Source organism: Pseudomonas sp. AB39(2026) (assembly GCF_059831485.1).
In genome coordinates this window covers 2,261,643-2,278,455 of the sequence record NZ_CP195212.1, presented here as the reverse complement: position 1 = coordinate 2,278,455, position 16,813 = coordinate 2,261,643, and the positions used below count along the sequence as shown (strand labels likewise).

Genomic DNA, 16,813 nt, shown 5'->3' with positions numbered 1-16,813 from the left:
AGGATGTTCACGTGCGCTGTTTCCTGCGCGGCCTGGCCTGATCCATGGCCGGCCCTATATTTCCCTGGCGTGGCGATAACCGCTTCGAGCTGCTGGTCGACGGCCCTGCCTTTTTTCCGCGCATGCTGGCGGCTATCGAGGGCGCGCAGGAATGCGTGGACCTGGAGCTGTACCTGGTAGAAGCCGGCGCGTGTGCGGACGCGGTAGTGAAGGTGCTGGTGGCCACTGCCGAGCGGGGTGTACGGGTACGGTGCCTGTTCGATGGCTACGGCAGCCTGGCCTTTGCTGAGCCTTCGCGCCAGGCCCTGATCGCAGCCGGGGTGGAGCTGCGGCTGTACAACCCGGTGTCCTGGCGCCGAGGCGGGCGCAACCTGTTTCGCGACCATCGAAAAGTGTTGCTGGTGGACCACACCCTGGCAGTGGTGGGCGGGACAGGCGTTACGGATGAATTCTGGCGGCCCGGCGAGCCCACCAGCGAATGGCACGAAGTGATGGTGGAAATGCACGGCCCGGTGGTGAGCGACTGGCAGATGCTGTTCGACCGCCAATGGCGCGCCAATGTGCGGCGCACCGCCTGGCGCCCGCCCACCCATTTCGGCCTGCCACGTGTGCCGCCCATGCCGTCCAGTGGGGAAGGGTATGCCCGGGTGGCGTACTGCGATGCTCGGCAACACCGGGACATTCTCCGCTCGCTGGTGCGCGCCCTGCATTCGGGGCAGAAGCGCATCTGGCTGGCCACACCGTATTTCCTGCCTACCTTCAGTGTGCGCCGGTCCTTGCGCCGTGCCGCCGCGCGGGGCGTTGATGTGCGCCTGCTACTCACCGGCCCCCGTACCGACCATCCCTCCGTGCGCTACGCTGGGCACCGCTACTACCCCAAACTGATGCGCGCGGGGGTGAAGATTTTCGAATACCAGCCCTGTTTCTCCCACCTGAAAATGGTGCTGGTGGATGACTGGGTAAGCCTGGGTTCGTGCAACTTCGACCACTGGAACCTGCGGTTCAACCTAGAGGCTAATGTGGAAGCGCTGGACCCCACATTTACAGCCGCCGTGGTGGCCAGCTTTGAGGCAGACTTCGCTAATAGCCATGAGGTCACCCAGGCACACTGGCAAGCCCGCCCGCTATGGCGCCGTGCCAAGCAGCGGGTGTGGGGCTGGCTGGATCGATTAGTCGCAAACCTGCTGGACACGCGCGGCTAGCGCATGCCCTGTAGGAACAGGCCGCTACGGTGTAGCAGTTGCCCAGGTTCGTCCGCTGCGCGAACTCCCACAGGGGGGCAGGCAGCGTGAGCCTTGGTTGCTGTAGGACCGGGCGCAGCCGAAGGCGGAGACCGGGAACAGGCCGCCGCGGTGTATCAGTTCCCCAGGTTCGTCCGCTGCGCGAACTCCCACAGGGGGGCAGGCAGCGTGAGCCTTGGTTGCTGTAGGACCGGGCGCAGCCGAAGGCGGAGACCGGGAACAGGCCGCCGCGGTGTATCAAGTGCCCAGGTTCGTCCGCTGCGCGAACTCCCACAGGGGGCAGGCAGCGTGAGCCTTGGTTGCTGTGGGACCGGGCGCAGCCGAAGGCGGAGACCGGGAACAGGCCGCCGCGGTGTATCAAGTGCCCAGGTTCGTCCGCTGCGCGAACTCCCACAGGGGGGCAGGCAGCGTGAGCCTTGGTTGCTGTGGGACCGGGCGCAGCCGAAGGCGGAGACCGGGAACAGGCCGCTGTGGTGTATCAGTTGCCCAGGTTCGTCCGCTGCGCGAACTCCCATAGGGGGCAGGCAGCGTGAGCCTTGGTTGCTGTGGGACCGGGCGCAGCCGAAGGCGGAGACCGGGAACAGGCCGCCGCGGTGTATCAAGTGCCTAGGTTCGTCCGCTGCGCGAACTCCCACAGGGGGGCAGGCAGCGTGAGCCTTGGTTGCTGTGGGACCGGGCGCAGCCGAAGGCGGAGACCGGGAACAGGCCGCTGTGGTGTATCAGTTGCCCAGGTTCGTCCGCTGCGCGAACTCCCACAGGGGGGCAGGCAGCGTGAGCCTTGGTTGCTGTGGGACCGGGCGCAGCCGAAGGCGGAGACCGGGAACAGGCCGCCGCGGTGTATCAACTGCCCAGGTTCGTCCGCTTCGCGAACTCCCACAGGGGACAGGCGGCGCCAATGTGGGTTGCCTCAACAACCAACCCCTCCCAAACCCCCGCCCCAGAGCAGCCATTTCATAAGGGTTTGTGAAAAAAACCTTAAGAAATCCCCTGTCCGCCCGATAGCTACTGTGCGCTCAGCTAGCTGGATCCACTCGTCCCGATTATTTGACGCCAAAAATTGAACTATTTAGCATTGTGTCAAATGATGCCTTTGTGCCATTACTGGGAACGCTTTTGTGGAACGTTTCGCTGCTCGGATCGCACTGTCTACGCTACTGCTCAGCGTGCCGTTTATCGCCATGGCCGCGCCCACGCCGGGCGATCAGGACCTGTTGCGTGACCGCCAACAGCAGCTGCTGGAAGAGCAACAGCGCCGCCTGGAAGACCTGAAGAACCTGCCCGGCCAGCAGGCCCCCGCGCCTGCCCCTGCAGCGCCAGAAGACACCCGCTGCTTCACCATCAACACCATCGAACTCAAGGGCGCCGATGCCCTGTCCGCCACCGAGCGCGCCCGTTTAACGCAGCCCTACACCGGCCAATGCCTAGGTGTAACCGGGCTGAACGCGCTGCTTAAGGCGGTCACCAACCTGTACATCGAGAAAGGCCTGGTCACCAGCCGGGCCTACCTGCCCCAGCAAGACCTGTCCAAAGGGCACTTGCAGGTGCTGGTGATCGAAGGCGCCCTGGAAAACCTCAAAGGAGACGCCAACAGCGGCCTGACCGACCGGGAACTGGCCATGACCTTCCCAGGCCGCACCGGGGCGTTGGTGAACCTGCGCGAAATCGAACAGATGGTGGACCAGCTCAACCGCCTGCCGTCCAACCAGGCGCAAATGGAGCTCACCCCCGGCAAGGCCGTAGGCGGCAGCGACGTGGTGGTGAAGAACACCCCGCAAAGGCCATGGCGCGCCAACCTGGCCCGCACCAACGATGGCCAGCGCAGCACCGGCGAGCAACAGTGGAACACCGGGTTTGAATGGGACAACCCCCTGGGCCTGGCCGACCAGCTGAACCTGCGCGGCGGCCACGACGCCATGACCGACCACCAGCACACCAGCCACAATGCTGGCCTGGCCTACAGCCTGCCCTATGGCTGGTGGACCTTCAGCTACAACTACAGCGAAAGCGACTACCGCTCCCAAGCCGCCGCCAACGGCTTCAACTTCAAGCAGACCGGCGACAGCCAAACCCATCAGGTACGGGCCGAGCGTGTGATCTACCGGGACGCCCTGAGTAAGACCTCCCTGAACATCGGCCTGTCCAACCTGCGCACCAACAACTACATCGAAGACAGCCGCCTGGCCCTGAGCAGCAACCGCATCACCGAAGTGCAGTACGGGCTCAACCATGGGCGCCGCGTGGGCTCGGCGTTCCTGAACATCGACTTGGGCATGCAGCAGGGCATCAGCGCTTTTGGTGCTCAGGCCAACAACCACCCTGGCCCCGGCGAAGCCGATGCCCGCTACCGCAAGTACACCAGCACGGTGAGCTACCTGCAGCCCTTCACCCTGTGGGGCCAGAACCTGAGCTTCAGCAGCCTGGCCACTGGGCAGCGCAGTGAAGACGTGCTGTTCAGCGGCCAGCGCATGAGCCTAGGCGGCACCTCGTCGCTGCGTGGCTACAAGGACCAACTGCTGGCCGGCGACAGCGGCGGCTACTGGCGCAACGAGCTGCGGCTCACGCGCCCCATCACCCTGGGCTGGCTGCGCCCGGCGTTTGCCCAGTACGGCGCCGCCGTGGGCTACGACCAAGGCGTGATCAGCAACGACCGGTACAACGGCACCCAGCACGGGCGGCTATCCAGCAATGCCCTGGAGCTGTTTGCTAAGGGCCAGCATGTGGCCGCCAGCGTGACTTTCGCCCATTCGCTGGAACGCCCCAGCGGCCTGATCGAACGCGAATCACCGATCTACTTCAGCCTCGCCTGCTTCCTCTAGCCCGCGCTCGCACAGGACTCTTTACATGGACGTTCGTCACTTCGATTTCCTCGTGCGCCAGCCCTCTGCCCGCCTGGTGGAGCGGCATACCTTCTGGGGCCTGCCCAAACGCGGCATTGCGCTGATCCTGATCAACGCCCTGTTCTGGCAGCCTATCTGGGCCCAGGCCGAAGGCATTGCCGTAAGCGGCGGCACCAACACCACCTTGAACCAGGCCGGCAACGGCGTGCCCATCGTCAACATCGCCGCCCCCAATGCCACGGGCCTGTCCCACAACCAGTACCAGCAGTACAACGTGGGCAGCGAAGGGGCGATTCTCAACAACGCCACCGCCCGCACCCAGAACACCCAGCTGGGCGGCATCATCGTTGGCAACCCCAACCTCCAGGGCACAGCCGCTACCACCATCCTCAACGAAGTGGTCGGCGCCAACGCCAGCCAGCTCAAGGGCTACACGGAAGTAGCCGGGCAGGCGGCGCGGGTAATCGTCGCCAACCCCTATGGCGTGACCTGCAACGGCTGCGGCTTTATCAACACCCCCAGGGCCACCCTCACCACCGGTACGCCGGTGCTGGACAACGGCCGCCTGGACCACTTCCAGGTCAACGGCGGCCAGGTCACGGTGGAAGGGCAGGGCCTGGATGCCAGCAACGTTGACCAGTTCGAAATCATCACCCGCGCCGCCCAGATCAACGGCCAGATCAACGCCCGGCAACTGACCGTGGTGGCGGGCCGCAACGCGGTGGACGCCCAAACCCTAACCCCCACCTCCCTGGCGGACGACGGCAGCGCCAAGCCGACGGTGGCCATCGACAGCTCGGCACTGGGCGGCATGTATGCTGGTGCGATCAAGCTGGTGGGCACCGAAGCCGGCGTGGGCGTGAAGCTGGCCGGTAACCTGGCGGCCAGTGCCGGGGACATCCAGATCGACGCCAACGGCCAGTTGACCGTGGCCCAGGCCTCTGCCGCCGCTGCTGTGAACGTCAACGCCGCCGCCCTGGAGGCTACAGGGCCGGTGTATGCCGGTACCGCCGTTACCGCCACCGCCACGGGCGACCTCACCAACCGGGGCAACCTGGCTGCCCGAGATACCGTGCGCCTGAGCAGCGGCGGCCAGCTCACCAACAGCGGCATCGTGGAAGCCGGGGTGAATGCAGACAACAGCCGCAACACCACCGGTGACGTAACGCTCACAGCCCAGAACCTTCGCAACAGCGGCAGCGTCACCGCCAGCCGCGGCCTCACTGCCACGGCCCGGCAAACCCTGAACAACCAGGGCGGCACCCTCAACAGCCAGACCCGCACCCAGGTCACCGCCGCCACCCTGGACAACCGCCAGGCGGGCCGGGTGCTGAGCCAAGGCAGCCTGGACCTGGCCACCACGGACCTTTTGAACAGCCAGGGCACCTTGTACGCCAAAAACGCCCTGGGCCTGAACGCCCGCCAGGCCGTGAACAACGACCAAGGCACCCTGCGCAGCGACGGCACCCTGAACCTGCAGGCCGCCAGCCTGGGCAACAGCGGCGGCAGCGTGACCAGTGCTGGCGCACTCACCCTCACCACCACCGGGGCGGTGGTGAACCAGGGCGGCGAAGTGCTGACCAACAGCACCCTTACGCTCACCAGCGCCAGCCTGGACAACCGCCAGAAAGGCCGCTTGGCCGGCAACGGCGTGGCAGTCACCACCGGCGCTTTCAGCAACCAGCAAGGCGGCAGCCTCACCAGCACCGGCGCGCTACAGCTTACGGCCGGCCAGGTGGACAACAGCGAAGCCGGCCGCATCGCCAGCGCCATGGCCCTGACGGCCAGCGTCACGGGCCTGGACCAGCACAACGACGGGCGCCTGTACAGCAACGGCAACGTCACCCTGGACCTGAACAACGGCCTGCTCAACAACCAGGGCGGCCTGATCACCGCCCCCGGCCAACTGCTGCTGCGCAACCTCAACGCCGTAAATAACCAGAACGGTGAAATCTCCAGCATCAACGCCTTCACCCTGGCGGCCAACAGCCTGCAAAACACCGACGGCTCGCTCCTTAGCCAGAACGCGCTCACCGTACGGGTGGCCCAGCAACTGGCCAACGTACGCGGCTTGGTCTCGGGCAACAGCCTTGAGGTAAACGCAGGCGACCTGCTCAACGACAACGGCGCCCTGAGCAGCGATACCGACCTGGCCCTGCGCACCACAGGCGTGCTCAGTAACGTGAATGGCGAAGTGTCTGCCGCCGGCAACGCCACCCTGACCGCCGCCCGCCTGAGCAACCTGGGCGGGCAGGTAACCGCCGACCAGCGCCTGAACCTCACGGTCACCGGGGCCCTCGACAACCAGGGCGGCACCCTGGGGGCGGGGCAGGGCCTCACCCTTAACGCCGGTAGCCTGGACAACCGCCAGGCTGGCGTTGTGGTCACCGACGGTGAGCTGAACGCCACCGTGGGCGGCACCCTGAATAACCGCGACAGCGGCAGCGTGCAGGCCAAAGGTGCGCTTACCCTCACCAGCCAGGCCCTGGACAACCGGGGCGGGCGCGTGGCCTCCCAGAACGTGTTAAGCCTGCGCACCGACACCGCAGACAACCGCGGCGGCGTACTGCGCGCCACCCAGGCCATGCACCTGGCCGCGGGCCAACTGGACAACAGCGCCCAAGGCGTGATCACCGGCAGCGCCGGTATCGACCTCACCGGCCAGCAGCTTAACAACCAAAGCGGCCTGCTCAACGCCACCGGCCCCTTGCAGGTACAAGTGGGTACCGTGCTCAACGGCGCGGGCCGTATCGCCAGCCAGGCCGACCTCACCGCCACCGTTGACACCCTCACCCAACAGGGCGGCGAACTGGTCGCCCAGGGCACTTTGCACCTGACCGGCAACCAGCTGGACAACCGCACCGGCGGGCTGGTGGGTGCCACAAAAGCGCTGACACTCGATGTGGCCCAGGTAGACAACCGCGGCGGCGAGCTGAGCAGCCAGGTGGGCGTGGCCGTCAACGGCCAGCAACTGGACAACAGTGACGGCGGCAAGGTACTGGCCGGCACCGCACTGGCCCTGGCCGTGGACCGCGTGATCAACCAGAACAAGGGCCTGCTGTTCGGCGACACCCTCAGCCTCACCGGCCACAGCCTGGACAACACCCAAGGCACCCTGGCCGGCCAGCACGGCACCACCCTGGCCCTGCGCGACGCCTTGAACAACACCGCCGGCACCGTTAGCAGCGAAGCCCTGCTCACCGTGAACGCCGGCACCGTGCAAAACGCGGGCGGCAGCTTCTCCAGCGCGGCGGCCCTGATGCTCACCGCCACCGGCGAGGTGAGCAACCAGGGCGGTGCCATCACCACCGATGCCGCCCTCATGGTTCACAGCGCCAGCCTGGACAATCGCAACGGCGGCCTGCTCTCCGGCAAGGGCGCCACCACCGTGGCCACCGGCGCCTTCGACAACAGCCAGGGCCGCCTCACCAGCACCGACACCCTGGCCCTCACCGCCACCCAGGTGACCAACCAGGCCGGCGGCCGCATTGCCAGCGCCCAGGCGCTGAACGCTTCTGTCACAGGCCTGGACCAACAGGGCGGGCAGCTGTTCAGCAACACCGCGCTCACCCTGAACCTGAACAACGGTTTGCTGAACAACAGCAATGGCCTGATCAATGCCCCCGCGCTCACCCTGAGCAACCTGGGCGTGGTGATCAACCAGAACGGCGAACTCTCCAGCGACCAGGCCTTCACCCTGGCCGCCCAGCAACTGGACAACCGCAGCGGCAAGGTGCTGAGCAACCAGGGCCTGACCCTGCGCATCGCCCAGGTGCTGAACAACCTCAAGGGCGCCGTGGCCGCCCGTGGCCTGGACGTACAGGCCGACACACTGGACAACAGCGACGGCCTGCTCAGCAGCCGCGACAGCCTGGCACTGAACGTGACCCAAGGCGTGCTGAACCAGAACGGCGCCGTTACCGCCGACAGCGACCTGCAACTGACCGCCGCTACCCTGGACAACAGCCAGGGGCAGGTATCGGCCAAGCGCAACCTCATTGCCCACGTTAACCACCTGCAACAGCAGGGCGGGCAGTTCATCGCCCAAGGCACCCTCGACCTTACCGGCGACAGCCTGGTCAACAACGCCGACGGCCTGATCGCCGCCACCCAAGGCCTCACGCTGACGGTGGCCGATATGGACAACCGGGGTGGGGAGCTGTCCAGCCAGGGCGACATCACCCTCACCGGCCAGCGCCTGGACAACAGCGACGGCGGCAAGGTGCTGGCGCAACGGGCACTAGTCCTGAACCTGGCCCAGGTCACCAACCGCAACCGGGGTGTGCTGTCTGGCCATACGGGCCTTACCCTGGCCGGCACGGGCCTGGACAACCAAGGCGGCACCCTGGCCAGCCTCGGCGCTATCGACCTGGCTGTGGCCGACCTGCTGAACAACAGCCAAGGCGTGATCACCAGCGAAGGCACCCTCAGCGCTCGCGTGGGCAGCCTCACCAACACCGGCGGCAGCCTCTCCAGCGCCGGCGTGCTTGCCCTCAGCGCCACCGGCGACGTGCTGAACCAAGGCGGCGAAATCGTCACAGACGACGCCCTGACCCTCACCAGCACCACCCTCGACAACCGCAACACTGGCAGCCTCAGCAGCAAGGGCGCCCTGGCGCTCACCACCGGCGCCCTGAACAACACCGCCGGGCGCATCAGCACCGCCACCCAGCTGGCCCTGACCGCTGGCCAAGTGACCAACCGCGACGGGGGCAGCATCGGCAGCGGCCAGGCCTTGGTCGCCAACGTGACCGGCCTGGACCAACAAGGCGGCCAGCTGTTCAGCAACACCAGCCTCACCCTGAACCTGAACAACGGCCTGCTGAACAACCAGAACGGCCTGATCAACGCCCCCGGCGCCTTGCTGTTGCAGCAACTGGGCGAGGTGCAGAACCAGGGCGGTGAGATTTCCAGCAGCGAAGGCTTCACCCTGGCCGCGCAACAGCTGAACAACAATGGCGGCAAGGTGTTGAGCAACCAGGCCCTGAGCCTGCGCATCGCCCAGGCCCTGACCAACGTCAAAGGCATGATCGCCGCCGCCAGCCTGGACGCCACCGCTGCCAGCCTGGACAACAGCAACGGCACCCTCACCAGCCGTGGCGACCTGCAACTGACCGCCAACGGCCTGCTGAGCAACCGCGACAACGGCCTGATCAACGCCGCCCAGGCCCTGACCCTGTTCGCCGGCAGCCTGGACAACCAGGCCGGCCAACTGCTGGGCACCCGTGCGCTCACCCTTACCACCGGCACCCTGAACACCACCGCCAAGGGCCTGATCAACAGCCAGGGCACCCTGAACCTCACCGCCACCCGCCTGGACACCAGCAATGGGGGCGAAGTGTCCTCAGTGGGCGACATGGTGCTGGCCCTCAACGGCCTCACCCAAACCGGTGGCCGCCTGCTCAGCGACGCGGGCCTCAACCTGGACCTTCACGGCGCCGACCTGAACAACCGCACCGGCCTGATCAACGCCAAAGGCCCACTCCTGCTGCAGCACGTGGCCAACGTGAACAGCCAGGGCGGCGAAATCTCCAGCGCCCAAGGCTTTACCCTGGCCACCGGCACCCTGGACAACACCAACGGCAAGCTCATCAGCAACGCCCAGCTGGGCCTGACCGCCAACAGCCTGATCAACCAGAACGGCCTGATCTCCGGCTGGCAGGGCCTGAGCCTCACCGGCGACAGCCTGGACAATCGCAGCAACGGCACCCTATCCGCCCGCGCCGGTAACCTCACCGCCAGCCTCAGCGGCGCTGTGCTCAACAGCAACGGTGGCGCCCTGGTCAGCCAGCAGGCGCTCACCGTGTCCACCGCAAGCCTGGACAACCGTGGCGGTATTCTTTCCAGCGGCACCGCACAAAGCCTTTCCATCAACGGCGTGCTGGACAACAGCCAGAACGGCCTGATCGACAGCGGGGCCGACCTGGCCCTCACCGCCACCAGCCTGAACAACGCCGCCGGCCAGGTAAACGCCGCCCAAGGCGCCCGCTTCACCGGCACCACCCTGGACAACAGCGCCGGCACCTTCAGCAGCCAAGGCGTGGTCACCCTGGACCTGCTGGGCGCCCTCATCAACACCAACGGCAAACTGGCCAGCGGCGGCGCCCTGCAACTGCTGCGCAGCAGCCAAGTGGCCAACCAGGGCGGGCAACTGGTCAGCCAGCGGCTGATGACCCTGAACACCGGCAGCCTGGACAACCGCAACCGCGGCACCATCGCCGCCAACGAACGCCTGGCCCTCACCGCCAGCGGCGAGGTGCTCAACAGCAACGACGGCCTGATCTACAGCCAAGGCGCAGACGTGCAACTGCAGGCCGCCAGCCTCACCAACACCAACGGCGCCGTGCAAAGCCAGGGCGCGCTAAGCGTGAACGTGGGCGGGGACCTGGGCAACCTGGACGGCCGCCTGATCGCCCAGAACGGCGACCTCACCGTAACCGCTGCCAACCTGGACAGCCGCGGTGGTGTGCTCTCCAGCCTGCAAGGCGCCTTCACCGCCCGTATCACCGGCGTGCTGAAAAACGGCTACGACCTCAACCGCCAGGGCGGCGTGATCCAGGCCCAGCGCCTGGACCTGCTCGCCGCCAACGGGCTGGACAACTACGGCGGCCGCGTGTCCGCCCAAGGCGGCGATGCCCTGGTGAACGCCAGCAGCTTCGACAACCGCAACGGCGGCCTCTACGCCAAAGGGCTGGTGCGCTTCACCGGCAACACCTTCGACAACAGCGGCGACAACGACGGCCAGATCGCCGGCAACCAGATAGACCTGAACCTCACCGGCGCCCTGAACAACCGCTTTGGGGTGATTGAAAGCGACACTACCCTGAACGTGACCGCCGCCAGCCTGGACAACCAGACCGGCAAAATCCGTGCCCTGGGCAGCGCCGGTGCCACCCGCTTCAACATCGGCGGCACCTTCGACAACCGCAACGGCACCCTGGAAACCGCCAATAGCGATTTGGCCTTCAATGTCGGCAACTTCCTCAACACCAACGGCAGCCTGCTGCACGTGGGCACCGGCGAATTCGGCATTTCCACCGCCAACATCACCAACGCCGGCGGCAGCATCGTCACCCGCGGCGGGCTTACCCTCAACGCCGACAGCTGGACCAACAGCAGCGTGATCCAGGCCGGGCGCCTCACCGTCAACGTGGGGCAGTTCGTGCAAACCGCCAGCGGGCAATTGCTGGCGTCCGACGCGTTTGTGGGTACCGGTGGGAACTGGACCAATGATGGGTTGATAGCGAGTGATGGCAGCCTGAGCCTGATCTTGAGTGGTGCCTATGGCGGTAATGGGCGGGCGTCCAGCCTGGGCAACCTCACCCTCAGCGCCGCACAGTTGAACCTCAGCAACGCCGCCAGCCTCGCCGGCGGTGGCACTACAGGCATCAACGTAAGTGGGCAGTTGACCAACTACGGCCGCCTTACCTCGGCCGGTGACCTTACGGTAGGTGCGGGCGGGGTAGGCAACTACGGCACCTTGGGGGCCGGGCAGAACCTGACGGTGAATGGTCCGTCGCTGGTGAACGACCATGGGTTGGTGTTCAGTGGTGGGGATATGCAGCTCAATGTCGCCAACGTCACCAACCAGGGCGGCGATTTCTATGGGCTGCGCAATGTCACGCTGGCAGGGTACGGCACAGCGCGGGCTGACCAGGTATTGAATATCTCGGGCTCTATGGAGAGTGGCGGTCAGTTTTCTATTGCCGCGACGGCGTTTGAGAATCGGACGCAGGGCTCGGACGGTGCGCAGAATTTTGCAGTTGGCCGTACCCTGATTAAAGGGTTTATTGCGGTAGAGTGTATTGACTGCAATAAAACGCACTACGAAGTAAATTACATTGCCCGCGAAACGTTTAGTGCAGGCGAAGATAATGACACCAGTGCTTCAGCGCTACTGATGGCTGGCAGTGATTTTATCTTCAATGGCGGTAGCTTCCTAAACAGCAAAAGTACTATTGGTGCTGTCGGTAATATCACTATACAGGCCGATACCGTTAAAAATATCGGGGCTAGAAGCGGAACCGTTGAGCGCACCAGAACCTAATACCAGGGCGGCAGGTACTCAGGGCATGAAGTATCGGCAGGTGCAGTAAGGGCATTCATGCCTACCGTAGATGCCTATAACCAGCGTAATAACCCGGATTTCCCCAACGTCTACATAACAAACCTTGCCGGTGAGCTGGTGTTGGCAGAGCCAATACTTCATGACGGCTACTTTATTTATAAAGAAATAGAAACTGGAACATTATGGAGTAGCAGGAAGTACCCTAGAACGCTGGTTGGCTATGATTCTGGTGTATTGCCCACTTCCGAGTACGACCCAGCCAATTTAATGGAGTTGCCTGCGGAATTAAGCAACTTTACATTAGTAAGCGATGTAGAAGTCACCAAGGATGACACCGGCAATGGTGGCCGCAGCGCCGTCATCCAAGCCGGCGGCAAAGTCTCCATTACAGCCTCCCAGGACCTGCAAAACAGCGTTATCCATGAAGATTACGCTGTAGGCGCTGGCACCAGTAAAGTTCAAGGCACACAAGCGTCTGGCACCAGTGCGCCTGTTGTTCTGAGAATCAACGCCCAACTCCCCCCCAACCTGGCCCAGCAACAAATCAACCCCTTGAGCCTGCCGGGCTTCAGCCTGCCCACCGGCCAGAACGGCCTGTTCCGCCTGAGCGGGCAGGGCAGCAGCACCCCGCAATTCACCCAAGCCACCGGCACGCCCCAAAGCTGGACCCTCACCGGGGCCAGTATTTCAACGGCCCAGCGTGAGCAAGGCGCACCTGCCACCCAGGCACGGGACGTGCAGTTCGGCTCGGCGGCATTGCTGGCCGCCAGCGCCGGGCAGTTGGCTGGCGTCACCCGGCACAGCGCGGGCATTGAGGGCACCGCCACTGCTATCACCGCGCAAGGGGATACCGGCCTAGGCAGCAGCACCTACGTGGTGCCCAGTCACCAGGCCAGTGCAGGTGACATGACTCAGGTTGGCAGTGTGGCCGCGGTGAGCGCGGGCACTCAGCCTGCCGCCTCAACACCTGCCGCTGCGCAAACTGTCAGCAAAGTACAGGGCTTGCCCGGCTCGGCAGCGCAGCCCAACCGCAATAAATACCTGATCGAAACCAACCCCGTACTCACCGACCTCAAGCAATTCATGAGCTCGGACTACCTACTCGCCGGCCTGGGCTACGACCCCGACCAGAGCGCCAAGCGCCTGGGCGATGGCCTGTACGAACAGCGCTTGGTGCAGCAAGCCGTTACCGCCCGCACCGGCCAAGCATTCATCGATGGGCAAACCTCCAACGAGGCCCAGTTCAAGTACCTGATGAACAACGCCCTGGCCAGCAAAACCGAGCTCAACCTCTCGGTAGGCGTCAGCCTCACTTCCGAACAGGTGGCCGCCCTTACCCACGACATCGTGTGGATGGAAAACGCGGTAGTGAACGGCGAAACCGTGCTGGTGCCGGTGGTGTACCTGGCCCAGGCCAGCGGTCGCCTTGGCCCCACCGGCGCACTGATCGCCGGTAACGACGTGACCCTGATCGCCGGCCAGAACCTGGACAACGTGGGCACCCTCAAGGCCGCCAACAACCTGTCCGCCACGGCAGGCAGTGATTTTGTGAACAGCGGCCTGATTCAGGCCGGCAACCGCCTGGACCTGCTGGCGGGCAACACCATCGTGAACAAGGCCGGTGGCATCATCGCTGGCCGTGATGTGAGCGTAACGGCGGTTAACGGCGACGTGCTCAACGAGCGCACTGTCACGGCCGTAGATTCCGCCGCCTACGGCCAGCGCCACACCGACTACACCGACAACGCCGCCCGCATTGAAGCGGCCAACGACCTGAGCGTGCAGGCCGGGCGGGACATCAATAACCTGGGCAGCACCCTGCAAAGCGGCCGCGACCTGAGCTTGAGCGCCGGCCGCGACGTGAACCTCGCCGCCACCCAGGTCACCAACAGCCTGGTACTGGACCGCAAGCACACCAGCAGCGACATCACCCAGCTGGGCGCCACCGTCACCGCCGGCCGCGACCTCAGCGCCCAGGCCGGGCGCGACCTGAACGTGATCGCTAGCTCCCTGGACGCCAAGCGGGACGTGGCCCTGTCAGCCACTGAAGACCTGAGCATCAGCTCGGCAGCGGACGAGCAGCACTCCTACTCCAAGAGCAAAAAGGTCACGCGCCAGGAAGATCACGTTAGCCAGGTGGCCAGCACCATCACCTCCGGCAGCAGCGTCGCCCTCAGCGCCGGCCAGGACCTGACCGTTACCTCCAGCCGCATCGAAGCCGCCAACGAAGCCTACTTGGTCGCAGGTGGCAAACTGGCCCTGCTCGCTGCCGAAGACAGCGACTATTCGCTGTACGACAAAAAGAAAAAAGGCCACTTCGGCGCCAAGAAAACCAAGCACGACGAAGTCACCGACGTGACCAACATCGGCACCGAGATAAAAACCGGCGGCGACCTGCTGCTGGTCAGCGGCGGCGACCAGACCTACCAGGCCGCCAAGCTCGACAGCGGCAAGGACCTGACCCTCAACAGCGGCGGCGCCATCGCCTTCGAAGGCGTGAAGGACCTGCACCAGGAAAGCCACACCAAGAGCAATAGCAACCTGGCCTGGAACAGCGCCAAGGGCAAAGGCAAGACCGACGAAACCCTGAAGCAGAGCGAGTTGGTGGCGCAAGGTGAAGTGGCCATTCATGCCGTGGACGGTCTGAACATCGACGTGAAGCAGGTGAACCAGCAGACCGTAAGCCAAGCCATCGACGCCATGGTGAAGGCGGACCCGCAGTTGGCGTGGCTGAAAGATGCCGAGCAGCGCGGTGATGTGGACTGGCGGCAGGTGAAGGAGATTCATGACTCGTTCAAGTACAGCCAGTCGGGGTTGGGTGTAGGGGCGCAGTTGGCGATCATCATTGTGGCTACGATTTTGACTGCAGGCTCAGGAACGGCTGCTGCGATAGGCACATCCGCTGGTGCCACGGCTAGTGGTGCTGCAACAGCAGCAGGTTTTGCACAAGCAACGGCTGTTGCTATAGGCAATGCTGCAAATGCTGCTGCCATAGCAACTATGTCTGCAGCCGTTTCGCAGGCAGCAATCAGTACTGTTAACAATAAAGGAAGGCCAGGCGCAGTACTGAAAGATGTGACTTCTTCAGATAGCTTAAAAGGCTATGTTATCAGTGGGATAGCTGCTGGTTTTGCTGCTGGTCTTCTCGACAAGATTTATGGCGTTTCGCCTGAAAATGCTGCCAAAGCCTCACATGGTTTCAAACTAGGTACTATCGATGGATTCACTCAATATGCGAGCTATACCTTAGCTGAAGGCAGTTTTAGCGCTGCTACACGTACTGCGATAAGCGGCGGAAGCCTTAAAGATAATTTGGCTCAAGCAGCTATTAGCTCGGCAGCCGACGCACTCACGGCAAGTATATATAGTACCTTGGGGGACCGGCTAAAGTTTTCAGGGCTGACAGCAAAAGTTGGTGCTCACGCACTAGTAGGGGGGCTGATTGCAGAGATCGCTGGTGGTGACTTTAGAACAGGCGCATTAGCATCAGGTGCGAATGAAGCTTTCGTAGCTTCTGTCGGCGATAAGATTTTTAAAGACTTGCCGCGTGATCAATTACTTGCAATTACGTCGCAGCTCATAGGGATTACAGTATCAGCTGCTGCTGGAGGATCAAATAAAGATCAGGAAGTCGCTGGTTGGGTTGCTCGGCAAGCAACTAGTTTCAATTACTTAGAGCATCCTGAAAAAGAAGCATTCGTGCAGGATATGGGTGGTTGTGGCGCCGATGATGAATGCTCAAAAAGAAAGTGGGAGCAAGGTAAATATAACGAAGACAGCCTGGGCAATGTTGAGTATGCAAATGATATAGCTGGCTCCCAACGTGCGAAGGAGGCTCGGGACCGAGTGCTTGATTCCTTAGATGGTATCGTATCGATGCAATGCGGGAACGGTACATGCGAAGGGTACAAGCAGTTATTGATCAAGCGCTCATTGGGCACAGTTAGCTATCTGTCTGGTGTGGTCAAAGATTGGGCACCAACATATGATCGATTAGGGATGGTCGATGGAGCCGTAATAGGGGCGGGTTCTACCGGGGCGGCTTTGAAAACTGGAGAGGCTGCGGCTTTATCAAGAATCCAGAAGGCTGTAGACTATCTCTCAGCTGGTCCAAAAGCAATTCCATCAGGTTTGGCTTCTGGAGAAACTGGAGTTGTAGGTACTGGTAAAGCTGCGGCTAACGATGCGAATTTCGACGGTCCAAAAGTAAGTGCTGATTTCCCAGAGGGGATGAGTTTTAATCCCAATATTAAGAGCCATCTCAGCGACTTTGATGGTTTGACGCAGAAGAACGGGATTAGCGGTACCCATAACTTGGATGCTTTCAATCAGGCGGCAGCTACGAATGGTTTGAAGATACTCAGCGAAACACCAACTTCCGTCGCGGGAGTTTCTACAGTCAAATACCAAATACCTGCATATGACCGGGCGGGTAACGTTATTGGTTTTAAAGACAAGATCTTCCCGAAAACTGTTTATGATCCGAAAATATTTACCGATCAGAAAATTCTTGATCTAGGGCAGCAAGCCGCAGCCAGTGGCTATAGGGAAGCGTTATCTAAAGGGTTGAGTCAATATGACTCTATTGCAGGGAGCGTCACCTTTAGGGTGTATTTAGATAAAGCCACAGGTGTGGTGACAAACTTCCACCCGAAGTAAAGGTAAGT

3 protein-coding genes and 1 pseudogene are annotated in these 16,813 nt (G+C 63.1%); all 4 read left to right on the top strand.

What is annotated here, in order from left to right; genetic code table 11:
- The first annotated feature begins 44 nt into the window (after positions 1-44).
- The 4 genes and pseudogenes from ACSAMW_RS10305 to ACSAMW_RS10290 all read left to right on the top strand — a co-directional run bounded on the left by ACSAMW_RS10305 (position 45) and on the right by ACSAMW_RS10290 (position 16,805).
- Complete coding sequence (locus ACSAMW_RS10305; RefSeq protein ID WP_500593837.1) at positions 45-1,202, top strand: phospholipase D-like domain-containing protein; 1,158 nt, start codon at positions 45-47, stop codon at positions 1,200-1,202.
- 1,154 nt (positions 1,203-2,356) lie between these two features.
- On the top strand, positions 2,357-4,057 hold the full coding sequence (locus ACSAMW_RS10300) for a ShlB/FhaC/HecB family hemolysin secretion/activation protein (RefSeq protein ID WP_500593836.1): 1,701 nt from the start codon (positions 2,357-2,359) through the stop codon (positions 4,055-4,057).
- 25 nt (positions 4,058-4,082) lie between these two features.
- A pseudogene (locus tag ACSAMW_RS10295) lies at positions 4,083-11,705 on the top strand (two-partner secretion domain-containing protein); the annotation flags it as partial.
- 477 nt (positions 11,706-12,182) lie between these two features.
- Positions 12,183-16,805 (top strand): DUF637 domain-containing protein, encoded by a 4,623-nt coding sequence (locus ACSAMW_RS10290; protein ID WP_500593835.1) that lies wholly within the window; start codon positions 12,183-12,185, stop codon positions 16,803-16,805.
- The last annotated feature ends 8 nt before the right edge of the window (positions 16,806-16,813 follow it).